Origin of the sequence: Streptomyces sp. NPDC002809, assembly GCF_040295435.1 — a bacterium.
GTDB lineage: Bacteria > Actinomycetota > Actinomycetes > Streptomycetales > Streptomycetaceae > Streptomyces.
This window is the reverse complement of sequence record NZ_JBEOVJ010000029.1, coordinates 62,495-81,191: the sequence shown is the minus strand read 5'-3', so window position 1 is coordinate 81,191 and position 18,697 is coordinate 62,495. Positions and strand designations below refer to the sequence as shown.

The window sequence follows — 18,697 nt, the reverse complement described above, 5'->3', positions numbered from 1 at the left end:
GTACCGCCCGCGGAGTGCGGGATGCCGTCGATCAGTTCGCGCACCCTGGCACAGGAGTGAGGCGCCCGCCGGTCCAAAGTGCGTAGGTGGGCACCGGGAGGTTGGTCAGAATCGGACGAGTAGCCGAGCGCCACTCGTCACCCCCGAGAGATGCGCTCCATCCACCGCGGGAGAAGCGGCATACGCCATCAGGCGTGATGTGAACTAGTGCGCCGCGCAGGGGCAACGAGCCCTCGGCGTTGAGGCGGTTGCGGATACGTTCCACGGCGGTCCACAGCTTCCGCGGCCCGCTCTGGTGCACTTCCGGCGGGTCGGTCCACTCGGCGGATGCGCGGGCCCATGACCCGTCGGGATGGACGAGGCAGGCGGTCCGAGTCCGGTCGTCGAGTTCTTCGCAGGTGAGTTCCACGCCGGGCGCGGTGAGTTCCAGCATGGACCGCAGTTCGCAGGAGTTCGCTACGTCCACCACGGGATAGCGGCCCGTGCTGACTTCTTCCCCGTCCGTGTTCCGCGCGGTGGTGAACGGTTCGGTGAGTTCGGGCGGGTAGTCGTCCCCGGAGCGAGTGACCACGAAACCGGCCATGTCATGTTCCAGTCGGCCGACCACGTCACCGTTGGCGTGCTTCCAGCCGGTGACGATCAGACCGGGCACCTCGGCCAGCGCTCCAGCAAGCCGGCGAACTCCCCTTCCCCGGCCTGGGACGATCACGAAGTTGGTCAAGGGCAGCCGGGATCGGTGATGATACGCAGGTACGGTCTTTCAGCCGGATCACGGGGCGTCGAGAACTCCATGATCTTGGAAGCCGTGCCTGTTCTCGTCTCGCACCCTCATCATCCGGTCGCCAGAACGGTACGAGTCGGACGTCACACAACGACGCCGAAGCCTTGGAGCGCGTGGATGCTGGGTACAGAGGCCGTCATGACTGGCGTGGCGTCCGGCACGAGTCCGGCGCGTAGGAAGGAACCATGAAGCCGTACCTCGTGACATCTGTCGTTCTGCTGGCCTTGCTCATTGCTGCCTCCGGCGTGGCGGCGATTACCCGTGGCTGGGTGCTCCCCACGAACCGGAAGCCCATCCGCAGTATCCGCCTCTACGGCTGGGGCCAGTTGGTGGTTTCGTTCGGCCTGTGCTGGGAGGCTGTCTTCGCGCTGGTGATCACTGACATCGGTGCCCGGCAGTGGGGGACTCTGGCTGGTAGCGCGCTGCTACTGGCTGGCCTCTTTTTGATGATGCTGAGCTGGCGCAAGCGCGATAATCGGCAGAGCATCGGCCAGCTATAGAAGGCTGGTGAAGATCTTGGGTTCTGGCCCTGCCCCGTGAGCGGCAGGGCCATTCTGCTGCTCCAGCGGCAGTTGAGCTGAGTGCGGCGCGGGAGTCGGAGTCTCGGAGGTGTGACAGCCGGTGCCCGACCCACGCACGGCCTCCGCCGATGATCTGAATCGTGCGGATACCCAACGCGGCGGCATCGAAGATGACCGTGCGCCAGTCGTCGAGGGACATGGCCCCGTGGGCTGCCTGTGGGCCGGACTTCGACAGGCAGTGAGTGCGAGCCAGTTGGCACTTCCCCATGATCTCCAGTTTCAGTGACTGGAGGCCGTCAACCACCTCACGGGTAGGTCGTTCGACGAATGTGGTCATGCTGCATTCCTCTCTCTGGTGAGTGGTGCACTGCACTCACCGACCCGCGTGACGAAGCCAAGCGGGAAGTTCTTGGTGGTGCCCCTGCCCGCCGTAGCGTCTACGGGGCAGGCAGGGCCACGGGTTGAACTCGGCGACCAGGCGCCTGATTCAGTGCGGGCGCTTCTCGCCGCGCCGCTGGTAGGCAACATGTCGGGCCAGGGCATCGAGCTGTCGACAGTGGTACTCGGTGCCCGGTGAGAGCCGTTGCAGTTGTGCTTCCCAGGGTTGGCCGCCCGGCCTCACGACGACGGCATGGGCGCCGAGGGCTCGGATCACCATGCAAGGCAGTTCCTTGACCCGGTCGAACACCACCTGCCCTGCCTTCAACTGCCGCCAGCAGGTGAAGATATGGGAGGGCTGCGGCACTTCAGGCGCGCGGTTGCGATCCGGTTGCGCAGTCAGCACGGCGGTCGCGTTGGTTTCTCGGCCGTTCACCCCGACCTCCCGAAGCGCCGCCGGTCGTTCTCGTCGCGGACGCGAGCCCGAAGGTCCTGAAGTACTGGGCTGTCGGCCCCTGCGCGCAGCGGGCTGACTTGCTGGCCGTGCAGAGCGGCTCTCATGACCAAGGCTGGTTGCGGCCGTATCACTCGGAGTTGCCTGAGGAATACACTGCCTACATCGGCTTTGAGGCCGAGGCTCGCACGGTGCGTAACTACGAATCGCTGTTCGTTCCGGGGCTCGCGCAGACGGAGCGCTACGCACGCGCCGTGATCAAGGGCGTACTACCCACTGCCAGTCAGATAGAAGTAGATCAGCGCGTACAGGCGAGGATTGAGCGACAGGCGGTGCTCGCCAAGGTCAGCCCTCTCCAGCTGTGGGCGATCATGGATGAGGCGGCCGTGCGCCGGCTGGTCGGTGGGCGTGAAGTGATGCGTGAGCAGACCCAGCACCTGCTTCAACTCGCGGACGAGCCGCATGTCACTTTGCAGCTGATCCCGTTCGGGACGGGGGCTCATGCCGGTATGACGGGGAGCTTCGTGCACATGGACTTTCCGGACGCGCAAGATCCAGAATTGGTCTACGTGGATACCCCGGCAGGGGACCTGTTCCTGGAGTCGGAGACGGAGATCCGGCGGTACAAGTCGATGTTTGAGCACCTGCAAGCCGTAGCGCTCGGCCCGGGTGAAAGTGCTGATCTGCTGGCCAGTGTTTGCCGATCGGGATGAGTGAGAGAAGGTGCTTGGAGTGCAGTACGACCCCACCGAGCTGGTGTGGCGGACGAGTAGCTACAGCAGTGGTAACGGTCAGTGCGTCGAGGTTGCCGACGCCCAGGGCGCGGTGCCCGTGCGGGACAGCAAGGCTGTAGGTGGCCCGGTCCTGATCTTTGGCGTCGACACATGGGCGGCCTTCGTGGCTGGCGTAAGTGGAGGCGGCAACCGGACCGCAGTTTGAACCTGATGAGTGGCCCCGGTGTGAAACGTGCTCCGGGCCGCTGGTCTCCTGGAGTGCCTTAAAGGCTATGAACACGGCTTGACATGGATCAAGCCGAGCTTCCTGTGGATGATGTACCGCTGCGGCTGGGCGGCCAAGGAGGGCCAGGAGACGGTCCTGGCCGTCGAGATCAGCCGGGAGGGTTTCGACTGGGCGCTGTCCCACGCCGAACTCTCGCACTACGAGCGCGGCGTGCGCCCCGACCGCGCCACTTGGCAGCGCATCCTCCGCCGCGCCCCGGCGCGTGTCCAGTGGGATCCCGAGCGCGACCTGCACCTGAACCGGCTCCCGTACCGCTCCCTCCAGCTCGGCCTCGCGGGGGAGGCGTCGCGGCGGTACGCGGACGAGTGGACGGTGTCGATCCGGGACGTCACCCCGCTCGCCCGGGAGATCCACGAACTGGCGGGAGCGGGCCGGGCGGATGAGGCGGCCCGGCTCCTGCCGGACGAACGGCCCTACCCGGCACCGGCGGTGACCCCGGGAGACAGGATGAATCGAGCACCCGGGAATCGGGACGAATTGCGCACCTGACCGATCGGCCCGGCTCGGTAGCATGCGAAGCATGGCCATCAAACTTGAGAACGTCGCCATCGCCGTGCGTGACCTCGAAGCAACGATCTCCTTCTTCACCGACCTCGGCCTCACGGTCGTCGGCCGTGACACGGTCAGTGGTGAATGGACCGACACCGCCGTCGGCCTCGACGGCAATCACGCCAGGATCGCGATGCTCCAGACGCCGGATGGTCACGGTCGGCTTGAGCTCTTCGAGTACATCCATCCCGAAGCGATCGAGACGGAGCCCACCCTCCCCAACGAGATCGGCATGCATCGCGTCGCCTTCTCGGTCGACGACATCGACGAAGCCCTGGAGACAGCCGCGAAGCACGGATGCCTTCCGCTTCGCGGTGTGGCGACCTACGAGGACGTCTACAAGCTCACGTACCTCCGCGGTCCCAGTGGCATTCTGGTGATGCTCGCGCAGGAGCTGAAGAAGAACTGACGGCTGACCGGGGCAGCCGGTCCGGCGTCATATCGAGGCGGGCCTTCCGACTGGTGGGGGAGCGGGATGATTTCCGAGCCGGAGATGGCCGGGGAGTTCGGCGCGTCCGCCGGGCGTGAAGTGCTGGAGCATTCCGGCCCGCAGCCGGAAGGAGACCGCCCGCCGCGGCCTCCGAGGCCGGGAGCCCGGTGGCTGTGGGCGCTAGGCGGGGCTGTGGTGGCGTCGGCCGTGTGGGGGACGGTGCTGTTCATGGACGGACCGCGTGACGGGGCGCCCGACCTGCACGGGTACCGGTTGGGTCAGGACCCCTGCGCGGCCGTGCGGCTGAAGTCGATCGGCGCGGCGATAGCGCCGAGAGATCCCGAGAGCCGGTTCGAAGCGGGGCCGCTGCGGCATGACGCCCTCGACCGGGCCCAGTGCTACATCCCCCTCCTCGTGGGGAACGGAAAGCGGCGGCCGGACGAGGGCTGGTTCGTCGACTACACCGTCACGGTCGGGGTCGCCCTGCACAAGAAGACCGACCCGCGCGCCGAGTTCGAGGCGGAGCGGACCGCGACCGATCTCGGTGTCGACCCGGAGACCGAGGTGGAGGAGGTGCAGGAGCTCGGCGACAAGGCGTACCTGCTCTCCTCGCCGAGCGGGGAACAGGAGCTGCGGGTACTGGAGGGCGGGGCGGTCCTCTCCCTGGGTATCGCGGCCTCCCTCAATTGGGAGGGTGACAAGGGGCCGGCGCCCGGCGACGGCGAGGAACTGCCGGATCTGGCCCCCCACAAGGCCGCCATGATCAGCGACATGCGTGACCTCATGTCGGCCCTCAAGAGCTGAAGCCCCGCTCACTCCATCGCGCCGGCCCCCCGCGTCGGCGTCGCGAAGCGCCCGTCGTCCGCAGCCCCCGCCGAGCGGTAGAGGTGCTGGGCGGCTTGCAGCTCGGCGACGGTCGTGGCGTGCCGGATTTCCACCGGGTTGTCCATGGAGGGCCTTTCGGAGTCCGGGCCGGGCCGCGTCGGGGCATACCGCGAGTGGAGTACGCGGGGAGGGCACCGTACGCCTTGAGGAGGCCGGACACTTCCCCCTGGTGGCAGCGTCGGCGCGGCGGACGCCCGCTTAGGCTCGACACATGGAGACCCCTATTGCGCGTACGTCCAGGTGGCGGCGGCTACTGCCCCGCAGTCGCGGCCGGTGGGCGGCGGGCGTCGCCGCGCTCGTCGTGCTGGCCGGGGCGGGCACCTGGACCGCCGTGGCCGACGACAGCGCGCCGGCGGTGCACCGGCAGGACCGGATGATGCGCGTCGACGGGGTGTCCGTCGACACCTCGTACTTCACCACCGGCGGCACACAGCGCCGGCCCGCCGTGCTCATCGGCCACGGCTTCGGCGGCAGCAAGGCCGAAACGCAGGCGCAGGCAGAGGAGTTGGCCGCCGACGGGTATGCCGTCATGACGTGGTCCGCGCGCGGCTTCGGGAAGTCCGGGGGAGAGATCGGGCTCAACGCACCCGACCGCGAGGTCAAGGACGTCTCCCGGCTGATCGACTGGCTCGCCGGCCGGCCCGAGGTGCAGCTCGACGGCAAGGGTGACCCCCGCGTCGGCATCACCGGCGCCTCCTACGGCGGAGCCGTCTCGCTCCTCGCCGCCGGGTACGACCGGCGCGTCGACGCCATCGCCCCGGAGATCACCTACTGGAACCTCGCCGACTCGCTCTTTCCCGACGGGGTTTTCAAGAAGCTCTGGGCAGGAATCTTCGTCACCACCGGTGGCGGCTGCGGGAACTTCGAGAAGCAGCTCTGCTCGATGTACGAACGGGTCGCCGTCAGCGGGAAGCCGGACGCCGCCGCCCGCGCCCTGCTCACCGAACGGTCCCCGAGCGCCGTCGCCGACCGCATCAAGGTCCCCGCGCTCATCGTGCAGGGCCAGACCGACTCCCTCTTCCCGCTCGGCCAGGCCGACGCCATGGCCAAGGCCATCAAGGCCAACGGAGCACCCGTCGCCGTCGACTGGATCGCCGGCGGGCACGACGGCGGAGACATGGAGACCGGCCGGGTGCAGAAGCGGGTCGGCGCCTGGTTCGACCGCTATCTGAAGGACGACAAGGGTGCCGACACCGGACCCGCCTTCCGCGTCACCCGGACCGGCGGCATCGACTCCACCGACGGGGCAGCCCTCACCCGCGGCGCGAGCAGTGACACCTACCCCGGGCTGAACAGCGGCGGCGAGAACGTGGAACTGAGGGGCGGCACGCAGAAGTTCGGCAACCCGGCCGGAGCCGGTCCGCCCGCCATCTCCGCCGTCCCCGGAGTCGGCGGCGGCCTCGCCCAGCTGTCCACGCTCGGCGTCGGGCTCTCCGTCGACTTCCCCGGGCAGCACGCCACGTTCGAGTCCGCCCCGCTCACCGCCTCGCGCCGCATCACCGGCTCACCGACCGTCCGTGTCAACGTGAAGGCGGGGCAGGGCGACGCGGTGCTGTTCGCCAAGGTGTACGACGTGTCGCCGGACGGGAAGCAGCAGGTGCTCCCCTCCCAGCTCGTCGCCCCCTACCGGATCACCCCCGAGCAGCAGGGCAAGCCGCTCGGCCTGACGCTGCCCGCCGTCGACCACGAACTCGACTCCGGGCACCGGCTCCGGCTCGTGCTGGCCGCCACCGACCTCGGCTACGCGTCCCCGGCCGAGCCGACCACGTACACCGTCTCCCTCGACGGCCCGCTCACCCTGCCCACCGCACCGGGACTGACGACCGGGTCCGCCGCACTGCCCTGGTGGACCTGGGGGCTGCCGGCCGCCGCCGTCGTGATCGCCGGGGCCCTCCTGCTCACCGCCCGGCGCCGTACCGCCACCCCCGCCCCCGACCCCGCACTCGCCGACGTACCGCTGCAGATCACCGGCCTGTCGAAGAAGTACGCGAAGTCCGCCGACCGGTACGCGGTCAAGGAGCTGTCGTTCCGCGTCGAGAAGGGGCAGGTGCTCGGGCTCCTCGGGCCGAACGGCGCGGGCAAGACCACCACCCTGCGCATGCTCATGGGCCTCATCACGCCCGACGACGGCGAGATCCGTGTCTTCGGACGGGCCATCCGGCCCGGTGCGCCCGTACTGTCCCGCGTCGGATCCTTCGTCGAAGGCGCCGGCTTCCTGCCGCACCTGTCAGGCCGCGCCAACCTGGAGCTGTACTGGCAGGCCACCGGGCGGCCCGCCGTGGACTCGCACATGGAGGAGGCCCTGGAGATCGCCGGGCTCGGCGACGCGCTGGCCAGGGCCGTCCGTACGTACTCGCAGGGCATGCGGCAACGCCTCGCCATCGCCCAGGCCATGCTCGGCATGCCGGACCTCCTCATCCTGGACGAGCCGACCAACGGACTCGACCCGCCCCAGATCCGCGAGATGCGGGACGTGATGATCCGGTACGCGGCCGGCGGCCGTACCGTCATCGTCTCCAGCCACCTCCTGTCCGAGGTCGAGCAGTCCTGCACCCACCTGGTGGTCATGGACCGCGGCCGGCTCGTCCAGGCCGGGCCCGTCGCCGAGATCACCGGCTCCGGCGACATGGTGCTGGTCACCTCCGCGGAGGAGATCACCGAACCGCTCGTCGAGAAGATCGCCGCGCTCGCGGGGATCGGCTCCGCCGTCCGTACGGACGACGCGCACGGGCTGCTCGTCCGGCTCGACGGCGCCACCTCGCCACAGCTGGTCACCGAACTGGTGCGCCTGGACGTGCCGTTGACCGGTGTCGGACCGCACCGCCGCCTGGAGGACGCGTTCCTCACCCTGATCTCCGGAGGCTCCGCATGAGTACCGCAGCGAGTACCGCAGCCGAAGTCACCGAAGCGCCCGAGGCGCCCGGATACCGCGCCCGGCACACCCTTCCGCTGCGCGTCGAGGCCGTACGCCAGCTCCGCAGGCGGCGCACCCTGCTCATGGGCGGGGTGCTGGTCGCGCTGCCGTTCATCCTGATCATCGCGTTCGCGATCGGCGGCACCCCGGACGGCGGACCCGGGGGCGGCGACCGGCTCACCCTGATGGACACGGCGACCGCGTCCGCCGCGAACTTCGCGGCGACCTGCCTGTTCGTCTCGGCCGGATTCCTGCTGGTGGTCCCGGTCGCGCTGTTCTGCGGTGACACCGTGGCCTCGGAGGCCGGCTGGTCCTCGCTGCGCTATCTGCTGGCGGCGCCGGTGCCCCGGGCCAGGCTGCTGTGGAGCAAGCTCGTCGTGGCGCTCGGCTTCAGCCTCGCCGCGATGGTGCTGCTGCCGCTCGTCGCACTGGCCGCGGGAGCCGCCGCGTACGGCTGGGGGCCGCTCGAACTGCCCACCGGCGGTGCGCTCGCGACCGGGGACACCGTGCCCAGGATCGCGCTCGTCGTCGCCTTCATCTTCGTCTCGCAACTCGTCACCGCGGGACTGGCGTTCTGGCTGTCGACGAAGACGGACGCCCCGCTCGGCGCGGTCGGCGGCGCGGTCGGACTGACGATCGTGGGCAACGTGCTGGACGCGGTCACCGCGCTCGGCTCCTGGCGCGACTTCCTGCCCGCCCACTGGCAGTTCGCGTGGGCCGACGCGCTCCAGCCCGACCTGGAGTGGGCCGGCATGGCGAAGGGCGCGGCCATCTCCGTGACGTATGCCCTGATCCTGTTCGCCTTCGCCTTCCGGGGGTTCAGCCGTAAGGACATCGTGTCCTGACCTTGACATTCCGCCGGATCGCCGTCCGCCGTTGCCGCATCGAGATGGTTCCGCAACTTCTTCGACGGCTCCGGCACCCCCGCTCGCACGTCACATTCGCAAGTGGTGACACGACGACACTGGGGGCCGAAAGATGGAACGCCGGACACGGATGTACCGAGGCGCGGTGGGTCTGCTCCTCGCGGGGGGCGTACTGCTCACGGGCTGCTCGGGCGGGACGACCCACGACACGAGTACGGCGGACAGCGGCAAACGGGCGCCGGTGCCCGCACCTGCCGCCACCGGCGGGGCGGCCGAGGACGCGGCGAAGCCGGCGGACGGCGCGGAGAAGTCGGACGAGCTGAGGGAGGCCGCCCCGCCCGACTACCTCTCCACCTTCGCGCTGGACGTGGACACCGCCTCGTACGGCTACGCGCGCCGCACCCTCGCCGACGGCAGGCTGCCGGGCCCGGAGACCGTACGGCCCGAGGAGTTCGTCAACAGCTTCCGGCAGGGCTACCACCGCCCCGAAGGCAACGGCTTCACGGTCTCCATGGACGGGGCGCGGGCGGGCGGTGAGGACGGCGACTGGTCGCTGGTACGGGTCGGCCTGGCCACCAGGGCCGCTCCCAGCAGCGCCGAACGGCCGCCCGCCGCCCTCACCTTCGTCGTCGACATCTCCGGCTCGATGGCCTCGCCCGACCGCCTCGGCCTGGTGAAGACGTCACTCGGCACCCTCACCGACGAGCTCCGCGACGACGACTCGGTCTCCCTGGTCACCTTCAGCGACGAGGCGAGGACCGTACTGCCGATGACCCGGCTGCGGGACCACCGGGGGAAGATCCACGACGCCGTCGACTCCATGGAATCCGCCGACTCCACCAACGTGGCGGCAGGCGTCCGGCGCGGCTACGAGGAAGCCGTCGACGGCCACCGCAAGGGCGCCAGCAACCGCGTCGTCCTGCTCTCCGACGCCCTCGCCAACACCGGCGAGACGGACGCCGACGCGATCCTCGAACGGATCGGCTCGGCCCGCAGCGAGTACGGCATCACCCTCTTCGGAGTCGGGGTCGGCAGCGACTACGGCGACGCCCTGATGGAACGGCTCACCAACAAGGGCGACGGCCACACCACCTACATCGCCGACGAGGAGCAGGCCCGCAAGGTCTTCGTCGACCAGTTGCCCGCACACATCGAACTGACGGCGCGCGACGCGAAGGCGCAGGTCGCCTTCGATCCGAAGACCGTGGAGAAGTTCAAACTGATCGGGTACGAGGACCGCAAGGTCGCCGACGACGACTTCCGCGACGACCGTGTGGACGGCGGCGAGGTCGGACCCGGCCACACGGTGACGGCGCTCTACGCCGTACGCCTGCGGGACGGGGCCTCGGGCCACGTCGCCACCGCGACCGTGCGCTGGCTGGACCCCAGGACCCGGGCGGCGCGGGAGCGGACAGGATCGGTCGGGACCGGCGCGATCGACGGAAGGCTGTGGGGCGGCAGCAGTGCCAGGCTCCAAGTGACGGCCGTGGCAGCCTACTTCGCCGACAACCTGCGTGGCGGGGCGCTCCCCGGTGCGCCCTCGCTCGCTGCACTCGCCTCCAGGGCGAAGGAGCTGGCCGCCGTCACGGAGGACGACTCGGTGGAGAAGCTGGCCGCGGCCATCGGCCGGGCGGTCCTGCTCAAGGGCGGCCACAAGGACACCGGAACGCGGGCGGAAGAGGGCGAGATGGACTGACGGCCCTGGCCGCCGCACTGAGGGAGAAGCTCGCACATCCTTGCGGAACTGGGCTGTGCGAGCCGCTCCGTCGAGCCATGATGGGTGCGTGGCCTCCCTGTTCCTGACCCTTGCCGTGATCACGACCGGCCTCTACGCCGGCTTCATGCTGACCTTCCTCCTCGCGGTGATGCCCGGTCTGGCCGCGCTGCCGGACGAGCGGTTCACGGCGGCGATGCGCCGGTTCAACGAAAAGGTCCCCGGGCCCGCCTTCCTCCTGCTCTTCCTCGGCGTGATCGCGTTTCCGGCCGTCGGGGTGTTCACGGAGCTCGGCGAGAAGCGGTGGCCTCTGGTGGTCGTGGGGCTGGCCTGCGCCGTCGTGTCCCACCTGGTCACGATCGGCGGCAACATTCCGCTGAACAAGGCGCTCGCCGCGGCCGAGGGCGGCGACGACAGCGCGGCCCGCTCGGCGTTCGAGGCCCTCTGGAACGGCTTCCACCGCTTCCGGACCGCCCTCTCGCTCGCCGCCTTCGTCCTGCTGGCCGCCGCCGCGCACTGAGCCCTTCGGGCCTGCAACCTCTCCCCGGGCCGCGCTGCTGGACACCTGGCGCACGCCGGGTGATCCGGCGATTACCATTCCGCTGAATTAGTCACTGCGCAGGGGACATCGACTGCGATCACTGCCTGTGGGGGGCGGCATGACTATGCGGTTCGGTCTGCTCGGACCGGTACTCCTCCATGACGGCGCACGCGCCGCCGGAGTGAGCAGTCCCAAGGGCCGAGTGCTGCTCGCCGCCCTGCTGCTCCAGGCCAATCGGCCGGTCGCTCTGGAACACCTCAGGAACGCACTCTGGGGCGAGCACCCGCCGGCAGGCGCCCAAGCGGCCCTGCCCAATCACGTGACCCGGCTGCGGCGGCTCCTCGCTCTGGCCGATGGCGGAGCGTCGAGGCTCCGGGCGGTTCCGCCGGGTTACCTGCTGGAGGTCCACAACGGCGAACTCGACCTCGATGTCTTCGAGGAGCGACGGACCCTGGCCCGCCGCGCCCACGCGGACGCCGACTGGACCGGGGCCGCACGGGCCACCGCGGCCGCACTCGAACTGTGGCGCGGGAATCCGCTGGCCGACCTTCCGGACTTCGCCGAGGCCCACGCCCAACTACCGCTGATCCGCAGGCTCGTGGAGGCCCGGCTGGAGGTGCTGGAGTGGCGCTTCGACGCCGCGCTCGGCCTGGACAGCCATCACGAGGTGATGGCCGAACTCGCCTCGGTGGCCGATGAGCATCCGTTGCGCGAGGTGTTCCACCGCCAGCTCATGCTCGCCCTGCACCGAACCGACCGTCAGGCCGAGGCACTTGAGGTGTTCCGGCGGCTGCGCCTGACCCTGGCCGATGAGCTGGGTGTCGCACCCGGCCCCGCCGTGCAGGAGGCGTACCAGGAGATCCTGACCCGGCCCCCGGGCCGGCCGTCCCCGGACGGCGAAGACCCGGCCGGACCCGCGCCGGGCGCACCCGACGGGGGCCCGCCGCCGCCCGGGGCGCCGGAGGCCGAGCCCGCTCGCGCGACGCACACCGGCCCGGTCCCGGAACAGCCGGCCTTCACCAGCCAGCTCCCCATGGACGTACGCCACTTCGTCGGGCGTTCCGCCGAACTGGAGAGCCTGGTCACCTTGCTGACCCCGGACCCGTCGGACGGCACGCCCGCCACCACCGCTCCCGTCGTCGTCACCGGCATGGGCGGGATCGGCAAGACCGCACTCGCCGTCCATGCCGCACACCGGCTGCGGCACCATTTCCCCGACGGGATCCTCTACGCCGACCTGCGCGGCTTCGGGGCGGGCGAGGCACGCAGCGCCGGGGACCTGCTGGCCCGCTTCCTCTCGGACCTCGGCGCGGTCCACGGGCCGCTGCCGGAGGAGACCGAGGACCGGGCCGCGATGTTCCGGGCCGCCCTGGCCGAGCGCCGGGTCCTGCTGGTGCTGGACAACGCCCGGGACGCCCGTCAGGTCGCCCCGCTGCTGCCGGGCAGCGGGGCGAGTGCCGCGATCGTGACCAGCCGGCAGACCCTTGCCCCGCTGCCGGGAGCCGACCTGCTGCCCCTGAAGCCGCTCGGTCCCGCCGAGCAGCGGGATCTGCTGGCCGAACTGTGCGGTGCCTCCCGGCTGCGGCACGAGCCGGCCGCTGCCGCCGACATCCTGACGGCCTGCGGCGGGCTGCCGCTCGCCCTGCGCATCGCCGGGGCTCGGCTGGCGGCCCGGCCGTCCTGGCCGCTGACCGCGCTGGCGGAGCGGCTGAGAGGCCCGAGCGGCCGGCTCAGGACCCTCTCCGTCGGCGGTGCGGCGGTGCGTACGACCCTGGGCATGAGCTACGTCGCGCTCCGCGACAGCGAGCTGCCCATCGAGCGGGCCGCGGCACGGGCGTTCCGGCTTCTGGGCCTGTGGCCGTGCCATGTCCTCTCCCTGGAGTGTGCCGCCGCCCTCCTGGGACTTGCCGTGGACGACGCGGAGGACGCCATCGAGGTGCTGGTCGACGCTCATCTGCTGGAGAGCCCGCAGCCTGGCAGGTACACCTTCCACGACCTGCTCGGCGAGTACGCGCAGGAGTGCGTCGCGGCCGAGGAGACCCCTCTGGACCGGCACGGCGCACGGTCCCGGCTGCTGGTCTGGTACGCGGCAGCGGCGGCGGAATCCTGCCGGACCGTCTCCTTCACGAGTCAGGCGCCGCCTCCGTTGGACGAGCCGGCCGCGGCACCGATGCCTGTCTTCGCCGACGCCGAGTCCGCCCTGCACTGGTGCATACAGGAACTGCCGGCGATCACGGAGGCGATCGGCCTTGCGGGCGAGCTCCGCCGCTCCGACGTCGCCTGGCGTCTCGCGGTGGAGATGTTCGGATACGCGGAGACGTACTGGTGGACCGGTGAATGGGACGCCCTCCTGGACGAGGCCATGACCATCGCGCTTCGTGCGGACGACACCTTCGGACAGGCGTGGCTGCACCGGCGGATCGGGGTGGCCCACGGCATGGCCTACCGCAACGAGGCCGCGCTGGAGAGCCTCCTGGAGGCGCTGGCACTGTACGAAGCGATGGGCGACGTGGCGGCGCTGGCGTCGATCACGGGCAACATCTCCATGTGCTACACGCAGATGAACAGGCCCCCTGAGGCGCTGCGGTACGCCCGCCGGTCCCAGGAGCTGTTCGGGCGGGCCGGGAACACGGCGAGCACGGTGATCGCCCTGACCAGGATGACGGACGCGCTGGCTCTCGGCGGCGAGTTCGAGGAGGCCGAGCGTCAGTTCCGCAGGCTGCTCGCTCTGCTGGAATCGGAGCACAGGCATCCGACTCAGATCGCCACCGCGCAGACCAACTTCGGCAGGACGCTCACCGCCCTGGGCCGCCGTGAGGAGGCGTTCGAGAAGCTGTACGAGGCGTTGGCCATCCGGCGCCGGCTCGACGACCAGGGTGGCGCCGTCGACTGCCTGGAAGCGGTGGCGGAGGCTCACTTCGCGTTCGGTGACCGGCAGCAGGCCCGCGCCCACTGGGAGCAGTCCCTGCTGATCAGCCGCACCCTGGGGCTGGCCCACGGGGTCGAGCAGGCCCGGCGGGGCCTCGCGATGCTGGCGGAAAAGGCATGACGGGCGGGACCGGCAGGGACCTTCGTCCGGCGCCGGAGCGATCCGCACGAAGGTCCCCTGGTCCCGCCCCGCCTGCTCAGCCGCCGATCCGCTGATTGATCAGCCGGGCGAACTCCGTGTGCCCGGCGGCCTTCGGATGGAAGCTGCCCGCGCCGGGCATCTCCTTGTCCGAGCCCGAGCTCCCCGACTGCGACCAGGTGATCGCGGCGTTGGTCCACTCCATGGCGCTCGGCTCACACGCCCAGTGGCCCGTCCAGTCCGGATCCACCAGGGAGATGTCGGCGCCCTCCGCGTGCACCGTGTCGACGGCCCCCTGGATGGCCGTGGTGAGCTTCGTGGCCAGGCCGTTCATGAACCGCTGGTTGCCCGTGCCGATCGTGGCGCACGATCCGACCGGGTCGGGGTTGAACAGCTGCGGATAGCCGATCACGACGATCCGGGCGTTCGGGGCCCTGTCGTGGACGGCCCGGTAGACGGCCGCCAGATGGCCCGGCAGCATCTCGCTGATGACCTTGGGCTCGTACACCGTCAGGTCCTCGGGGTCCACCGAGCCGTTGAGACGGGTGAGCCTGTATCCGCTGCTCTCGCAGTCGTACACGGTCACCACGCAGCCCCGGAGGATGTCGGTGAAGCGTGAGTCGTTGCCGCCGATCGAGAGCGTGACGAGCGAGGTGTCCTCGTCCAGCCAGCCCTGGTCGACCTGCGGAATCTCACCGAAGTGGTGGTCCACCGAACCCCAGTCGGTGTGCCTGGCCACGTCGTCCGCGGTCGGCGGGGTGTCGGCAGCCTCCTTCGCGATGCTTGTGGTGATGGCGCCGGAGCAGGCGATGAAGGCGAAGTTCGCCGTCCCCGCCCCGTCCTTCGCCTCCTGCTCGATCGTCCGCGAGTGCCCCGGCTGCCTGATGAGCCGTGGGTAGGCACCCTTGGCCGAACGGTGGCAGGCGTCCTTCGCCCCGCCGTTCTTCCAGTCGCTGTTGGCGTCGTACGACTCCACGCCCTCACCCGCGGAGTACGAGTCGCCGAGTGCCACGTACGAGGCCTCCGGCTCGGTGGTGGGGATGAACTGGACGGCGTCGTAGGCGATGTCCTCGTACTGCCCGTCCAGGGTCAGATTGCTCAGGCTGACGGCTGCGTCCCCGTCGAGGGGGAAGGCGCCCAGGTCGACCCAGGTGTTGGCCTTCCAGGCCTGCCCGACGACCCGGTGGCGGGTCTTGCCGTTGCCCAGATCGATGACGTAGTCGGCCTGTCTGTTCCACGCCCCGTGGTCCGGGACGTGCACCTTGATCCTGGTCCAGCCGTGGATCGCCGCGGACGGACGCCACGTGCCGGTGACACCGAACTCCGGGTCCGTGCTGCCGTGCGCGAACCAGAAGTGGCCGCCGAATCCGCCCCCGATCTGATGGAAGTCGACCTTCGAGCGATAGGTGCCCAGGGAATCCGGGGTGAAGTTCAGCGAGAAGGTGCCCCCTCGGGGTGGCTGCGGGCAGTTCGGCCGGGCCGACGGCACCCCGGCGAGGTCGTCGACCACCACGGTTCCCGGCGCCAGTGCGCCGTAGTCGCAGGCCGGGGCGTAGGCGGTGCCGTCCGCCTCCTCCGCGTAGGTGTCGTTGAACCGCATGAGTTCGTTGCCGCACGTGAGGCTGCAGTCGGTCTTCCACGTCACCGGCTGGTTCCACCAGCACTTGAAGTCCCAGACGTTGTTCACGTCCTGGTGCCGGCAGGGACCGTACTCGTCGTTGGTGCCCCGGTCGTCCGGGATACGCATCGGGTCGCACCAGTTGGCCTCGGTGCAGAACGCGGCCACGGGAGGCTTCACGGTCCTGCGGTTCTCCACGGCGCTGCCCGCGTCGCTCCACCACGCGGCCCGGAACGCGGGCACCATGGTGCTGGGTGACTCCAGCAGCGTGGGCGGTTTCGCGGCGAAGCCGAGCACCTTCTCCTGATACGGCCAGTCCTGCGGGTGCGCCGCGTCCGCCGCGGTGAGATCCATGAACGAGGGCCTGTCGCTGGGGTAGTTGGGATTGGCCGGATTGTTGGCCCAGCCGACCCCCCACGGCTCGCAGCAGCCCGTGTTCCCGTGGAAGCCCGAGTTGTAGGCCCAGATGGCGAAGAACCAGTTCTCCGGCTTCGCTGCGTCCCCGTTGTTCACCTTCAGCCCGGCCCGGGTGGTCTCGTTCCACTTCTCCTGCAGATTTCGCAGCCCTGCCGAGATGTTGGCCGTGTAGTCCAGGGCAACGGCCCGCTGGGTGTTGTACGGGAGCAGCGTCTCGCCCGGCTTGGCGTGCCCGGCCAGGCGCATACCGTCGGTCAGCTGGGTGACCCCGTATCCGCAGTCGGCCTCGTCCCAGTGGATGTCCCAGTCGTCCCGGTCCTCCCGGTTGTAGAGCCGTCGGCCGTAGTAGTTCCCGATCAGCGGGTTCGCCGTGACACCGGGGACCGCGACCTGGGACGCCTGCCACATGTTGGACTCCTGGGCCGTGATGCCCAGCATGACCTGGGCGGGCACCCGACCGCCGCCCTCCAGCGCGAGCGGCGGGAAGAGCGTCTGCGGCTGATAGGCGGGCATGGACTGGTTCTTCCAGTTCGCCGGCCGCGAGACGTGCTTGTCGAGATTGCCCATGACGGCCTGGTCCACCGCCCACTCCACCTGGCGCGGCTTGGGCTGCAGCGCCTGACTGCCCGGGTCGTTGCGCGGGACGGAACAGAAGCGTTCGTCCTCGGCCGGCTGCTGCGGTGATCCGGCCTCCGCCTCGGCGGCGGCCGCCCCGGCGCGGGCACCGGCCGTCGCAGCGGAGGACGCCGGGTCCGCGGGCCCGGCTCCCAGGGCGGGTGACACGGTGCGGCCCGCGGCCTCGTCGTCCGCCGGGACGGCACCCGGATCGACGGCGAAGGGAACCTTCTGCCCGGTCCCGCGCACCAGCAGGTCGATCTCGACGGACCGCCCGCCGTTCCCGTCGGGCGGGAGCGCGTGGGCGTCCTTGTCGTCCGCCGGGGCGGACCGGGTCACCACGCTCTCGGCGAGGGTGGACACCTCGGAGTCCTTGGGAACACCCGTCAGTTGACGGACCCCGGAGCCCCGCAGAGCATCCGTCGCCTTCGCGCTGCCGGTCAGGTAGGCCAGTCCCCGCGTCCCACGGACGAGCCCCAGCCCTCCCCACGGGCCACGAGCCAGCGTCTGCGGGGTCCGTGCACCCGGGGCGAGGCGCCGGGCCCTGGCCGAACCGTCCTCGGCACGGTCGACGAAGACCAGCGCGCCGTCCGCGTTCTGCGCCAGGTGCAGCGGTATCTGCCCGGTCCTGGCCAGGGTGCTCCTGGTGCCGTCGGCGCCCACCTTGATCACGCGCGCTCCGGAGGCGGCCGCGAAACCGCCGCCCTTGAGCGCGATGGCCGACGTCACCTGCCCGCGGACCGCGGTCCGCTTCCCCAGCCGCGCCTTCACGGTGTCCACCGCGACGAGCCGGGTGCTCCCCTTGTCCTCGGTCCCGCCCTGGGTGAGCGCCGCTGTCTCGCCCACCCCGCAGCCCGGGTTGTAGTACGCCAGCGAGGTCTGCAACGGGAGCTTGCGCACGGCACCCGTCTCCAGGTCCACGACAGCGGTGAAACCGCCGCGCTCGAAGAGTTCCGCACGGTTGGTGAAGGTGCGCGGTGCGTAGACCACCACCGCCCGCCGCCCCGAACCGGTCACGCACGCGTTGCCGATCCACGCGTCGGTGTCGAAACCCGGCTCGCTCAGCGTCGCCGCCGTACGCCAGCCGTACCCCGACGAGGCATCGGCGACCAGAACATGGAATCCGTCGGCGTCACCCGAAGTCGTCCACGCCCGGTCCCGGGAGGACTTCCATCCGGCACCCAGCCGGGCCGTGCGGTCCTTCGACGGTACGGCCGAACGGCCGCCGTCCTGTTGCGCGACGGGCCCCGGCGCCGCGGCGGCCGGGGCGCTCCGCCCGGTGCCGGGCGGTGCGGCGGCCGCCGTCCCGCTGAGCGCGGTGCCCAGCATCAGGACGGCGGCCGCGACCACCGGGGCCCGTCCGCCTCTCAGTACCAGGTGGTGCATGTGCGCCTCGCCCAGTCGCCGGACCTGTAGAGGCAGGCGCGGGAGACCCGGCCCACGTCGTAGTACATGGGGGACCGGGTGATCGAGTAGTTGGACGATTCGGGATCGGACACGGTCTTGCCGTCCGCACCAGGCTGCGTCTCGCCGAGGATCTCGCACACGGTGTAGTCGTTGTGGCAGCGCTCGATGTACATCGAGTGGTTGTACGGGTCGGAGCCGCTGGGGTAGCGGGTACGGGCCCAGACGTAGAAGTCCCCGTCGGTGGTGCCGCTGCGCATCTCGATGGAGTACCCGTTGGCGAATTCGCGCGCGGCCTGGCTACGGGGCCCGTACTGCCAGGTCTGGATGCTCGGATCGTGCCCGTCGCATCCGAAGCCGGAACAGGACGCGGCCCAGGCGGGCGCGGGGGCGCTGAGCAGGGTGCCGACGGCGGCGCAGAGAGTGGCGAGGACGACTCCCGCCCTGACCCGAAATGCTCTTCTTCGCTGCTGGTGCATGGTGGTCGGTCTCTCCTTGTCGAGGAAGGTGACTGCGGCAGGAA

The 18,697-nt window shown here is 70.4% G+C and carries 16 protein-coding genes; 11 read left to right on the top strand and 5 right to left on the bottom strand.

The window, feature by feature from the left end:
- Window positions 1-31: 31 nt before the first annotated feature.
- Window positions 32-652 carry a hypothetical protein gene (locus ABT025_RS19355; RefSeq protein WP_350995537.1) on the bottom strand — a complete coding sequence of 207 codons (621 nt, stop codon included), beginning with the start codon at window positions 650-652 and terminating at the stop codon, window positions 32-34.
- Window positions 653-966: 314 nt separating this feature from the next.
- Between ABT025_RS19355 and ABT025_RS19350 the strand changes: the two genes are divergently transcribed.
- Complete coding sequence (locus tag ABT025_RS19350) at window positions 967-1,281, top strand: hypothetical protein (protein ID WP_350995535.1); 315 nt, start codon at window positions 967-969, stop codon at window positions 1,279-1,281.
- A gap of 508 nt (window positions 1,282-1,789) precedes the next feature.
- On the opposite strand, the gene ABT025_RS19345 is transcribed toward ABT025_RS19350, so the two are convergent.
- Window positions 1,790-2,116, bottom strand: a complete 327-nt coding sequence (locus ABT025_RS19345; RefSeq protein ID WP_350995533.1) for a hypothetical protein — start codon at window positions 2,114-2,116, stop codon at window positions 1,790-1,792.
- 158 nt (window positions 2,117-2,274) lie between these two features.
- Here ABT025_RS19345 and ABT025_RS19340 point away from each other — a divergent pair, with 158 nt between their 5' ends.
- From ABT025_RS19340 to ABT025_RS19320, 5 genes are all read left to right on the top strand, one after another.
- A complete protein-coding gene (locus ABT025_RS19340) occupies window positions 2,275-2,847 on the top strand; it encodes a DUF5753 domain-containing protein (protein ID WP_350995531.1) in 573 nt (190 codons plus the stop codon).
- A gap of 10 nt (window positions 2,848-2,857) precedes the next feature.
- Complete coding sequence (locus ABT025_RS19335; RefSeq protein ID WP_502971984.1) at window positions 2,858-3,073, top strand: DUF397 domain-containing protein; 216 nt, start codon at window positions 2,858-2,860, stop codon at window positions 3,071-3,073.
- Between the two features lie 27 nt (window positions 3,074-3,100).
- Complete coding sequence (locus ABT025_RS19330) at window positions 3,101-3,643, top strand: DUF4291 domain-containing protein (RefSeq protein WP_350995527.1); 543 nt, start codon at window positions 3,101-3,103, stop codon at window positions 3,641-3,643.
- Between the two features lie 31 nt (window positions 3,644-3,674).
- Complete coding sequence (locus tag ABT025_RS19325; protein ID WP_350995525.1) at window positions 3,675-4,112, top strand: VOC family protein; 438 nt, start codon at window positions 3,675-3,677, stop codon at window positions 4,110-4,112.
- A 249-nt stretch (window positions 4,113-4,361) separates the two neighbouring features.
- Window positions 4,362-4,937 (top strand): hypothetical protein, encoded by a 576-nt coding sequence (locus ABT025_RS19320; RefSeq protein WP_350995524.1) that lies wholly within the window; start codon window positions 4,362-4,364, stop codon window positions 4,935-4,937.
- An 8-nt stretch (window positions 4,938-4,945) separates the two neighbouring features.
- Here ABT025_RS19320 and ABT025_RS19315 read toward each other — a convergent pair whose 3' ends face one another.
- A complete protein-coding gene (locus tag ABT025_RS19315; protein ID WP_350995523.1) occupies window positions 4,946-5,071 on the bottom strand; it encodes a hypothetical protein in 126 nt (41 codons plus the stop codon).
- A gap of 158 nt (window positions 5,072-5,229) precedes the next feature.
- Between ABT025_RS19315 and ABT025_RS19310 the strand changes: the two genes are divergently transcribed.
- The 5 genes from ABT025_RS19310 (at window position 5,230) to ABT025_RS19290 (ending at window position 14,102) form a co-directional block, all read left to right on the top strand.
- Complete coding sequence (locus tag ABT025_RS19310) at window positions 5,230-7,890, top strand: alpha/beta fold hydrolase (protein WP_350995522.1); 2,661 nt, start codon at window positions 5,230-5,232, stop codon at window positions 7,888-7,890.
- A complete protein-coding gene (locus ABT025_RS19305; RefSeq protein ID WP_350995520.1) occupies window positions 7,887-8,777 on the top strand; it encodes an ABC transporter permease in 891 nt (296 codons plus the stop codon). Before ABT025_RS19310 ends, ABT025_RS19305 begins: the two co-directional genes overlap by 4 nt.
- Before the next feature lie 133 nt (window positions 8,778-8,910).
- Window positions 8,911-10,494 carry a vWA domain-containing protein gene (locus ABT025_RS19300; RefSeq protein WP_350995518.1) on the top strand — a complete coding sequence of 528 codons (1,584 nt, stop codon included), beginning with the start codon at window positions 8,911-8,913 and terminating at the stop codon, window positions 10,492-10,494.
- Window positions 10,495-10,582: 88 nt separating this feature from the next.
- Window positions 10,583-11,032: an anthrone oxygenase family protein gene (locus ABT025_RS19295; protein ID WP_350995516.1), complete on the top strand. Its 450-nt coding sequence runs from the start codon at window positions 10,583-10,585 to the stop codon at window positions 11,030-11,032.
- A gap of 139 nt (window positions 11,033-11,171) precedes the next feature.
- On the top strand, window positions 11,172-14,102 hold the full coding sequence (locus ABT025_RS19290) for an AfsR/SARP family transcriptional regulator (RefSeq protein WP_350995514.1): 2,931 nt from the start codon (window positions 11,172-11,174) through the stop codon (window positions 14,100-14,102).
- A gap of 76 nt (window positions 14,103-14,178) precedes the next feature.
- Here ABT025_RS19290 and ABT025_RS19285 read toward each other — a convergent pair whose 3' ends face one another.
- A complete protein-coding gene (locus tag ABT025_RS19285; protein ID WP_350995512.1) occupies window positions 14,179-18,156 on the bottom strand; it encodes a GDSL-type esterase/lipase family protein in 3,978 nt (1,325 codons plus the stop codon).
- Window positions 18,138-18,653 (bottom strand): hypothetical protein, encoded by a 516-nt coding sequence (locus tag ABT025_RS19280; protein WP_350995510.1) that lies wholly within the window; start codon window positions 18,651-18,653, stop codon window positions 18,138-18,140. Before ABT025_RS19280 ends, ABT025_RS19285 begins: the two co-directional genes overlap by 19 nt.
- Window positions 18,654-18,697: the final 44 nt, after the last annotated feature.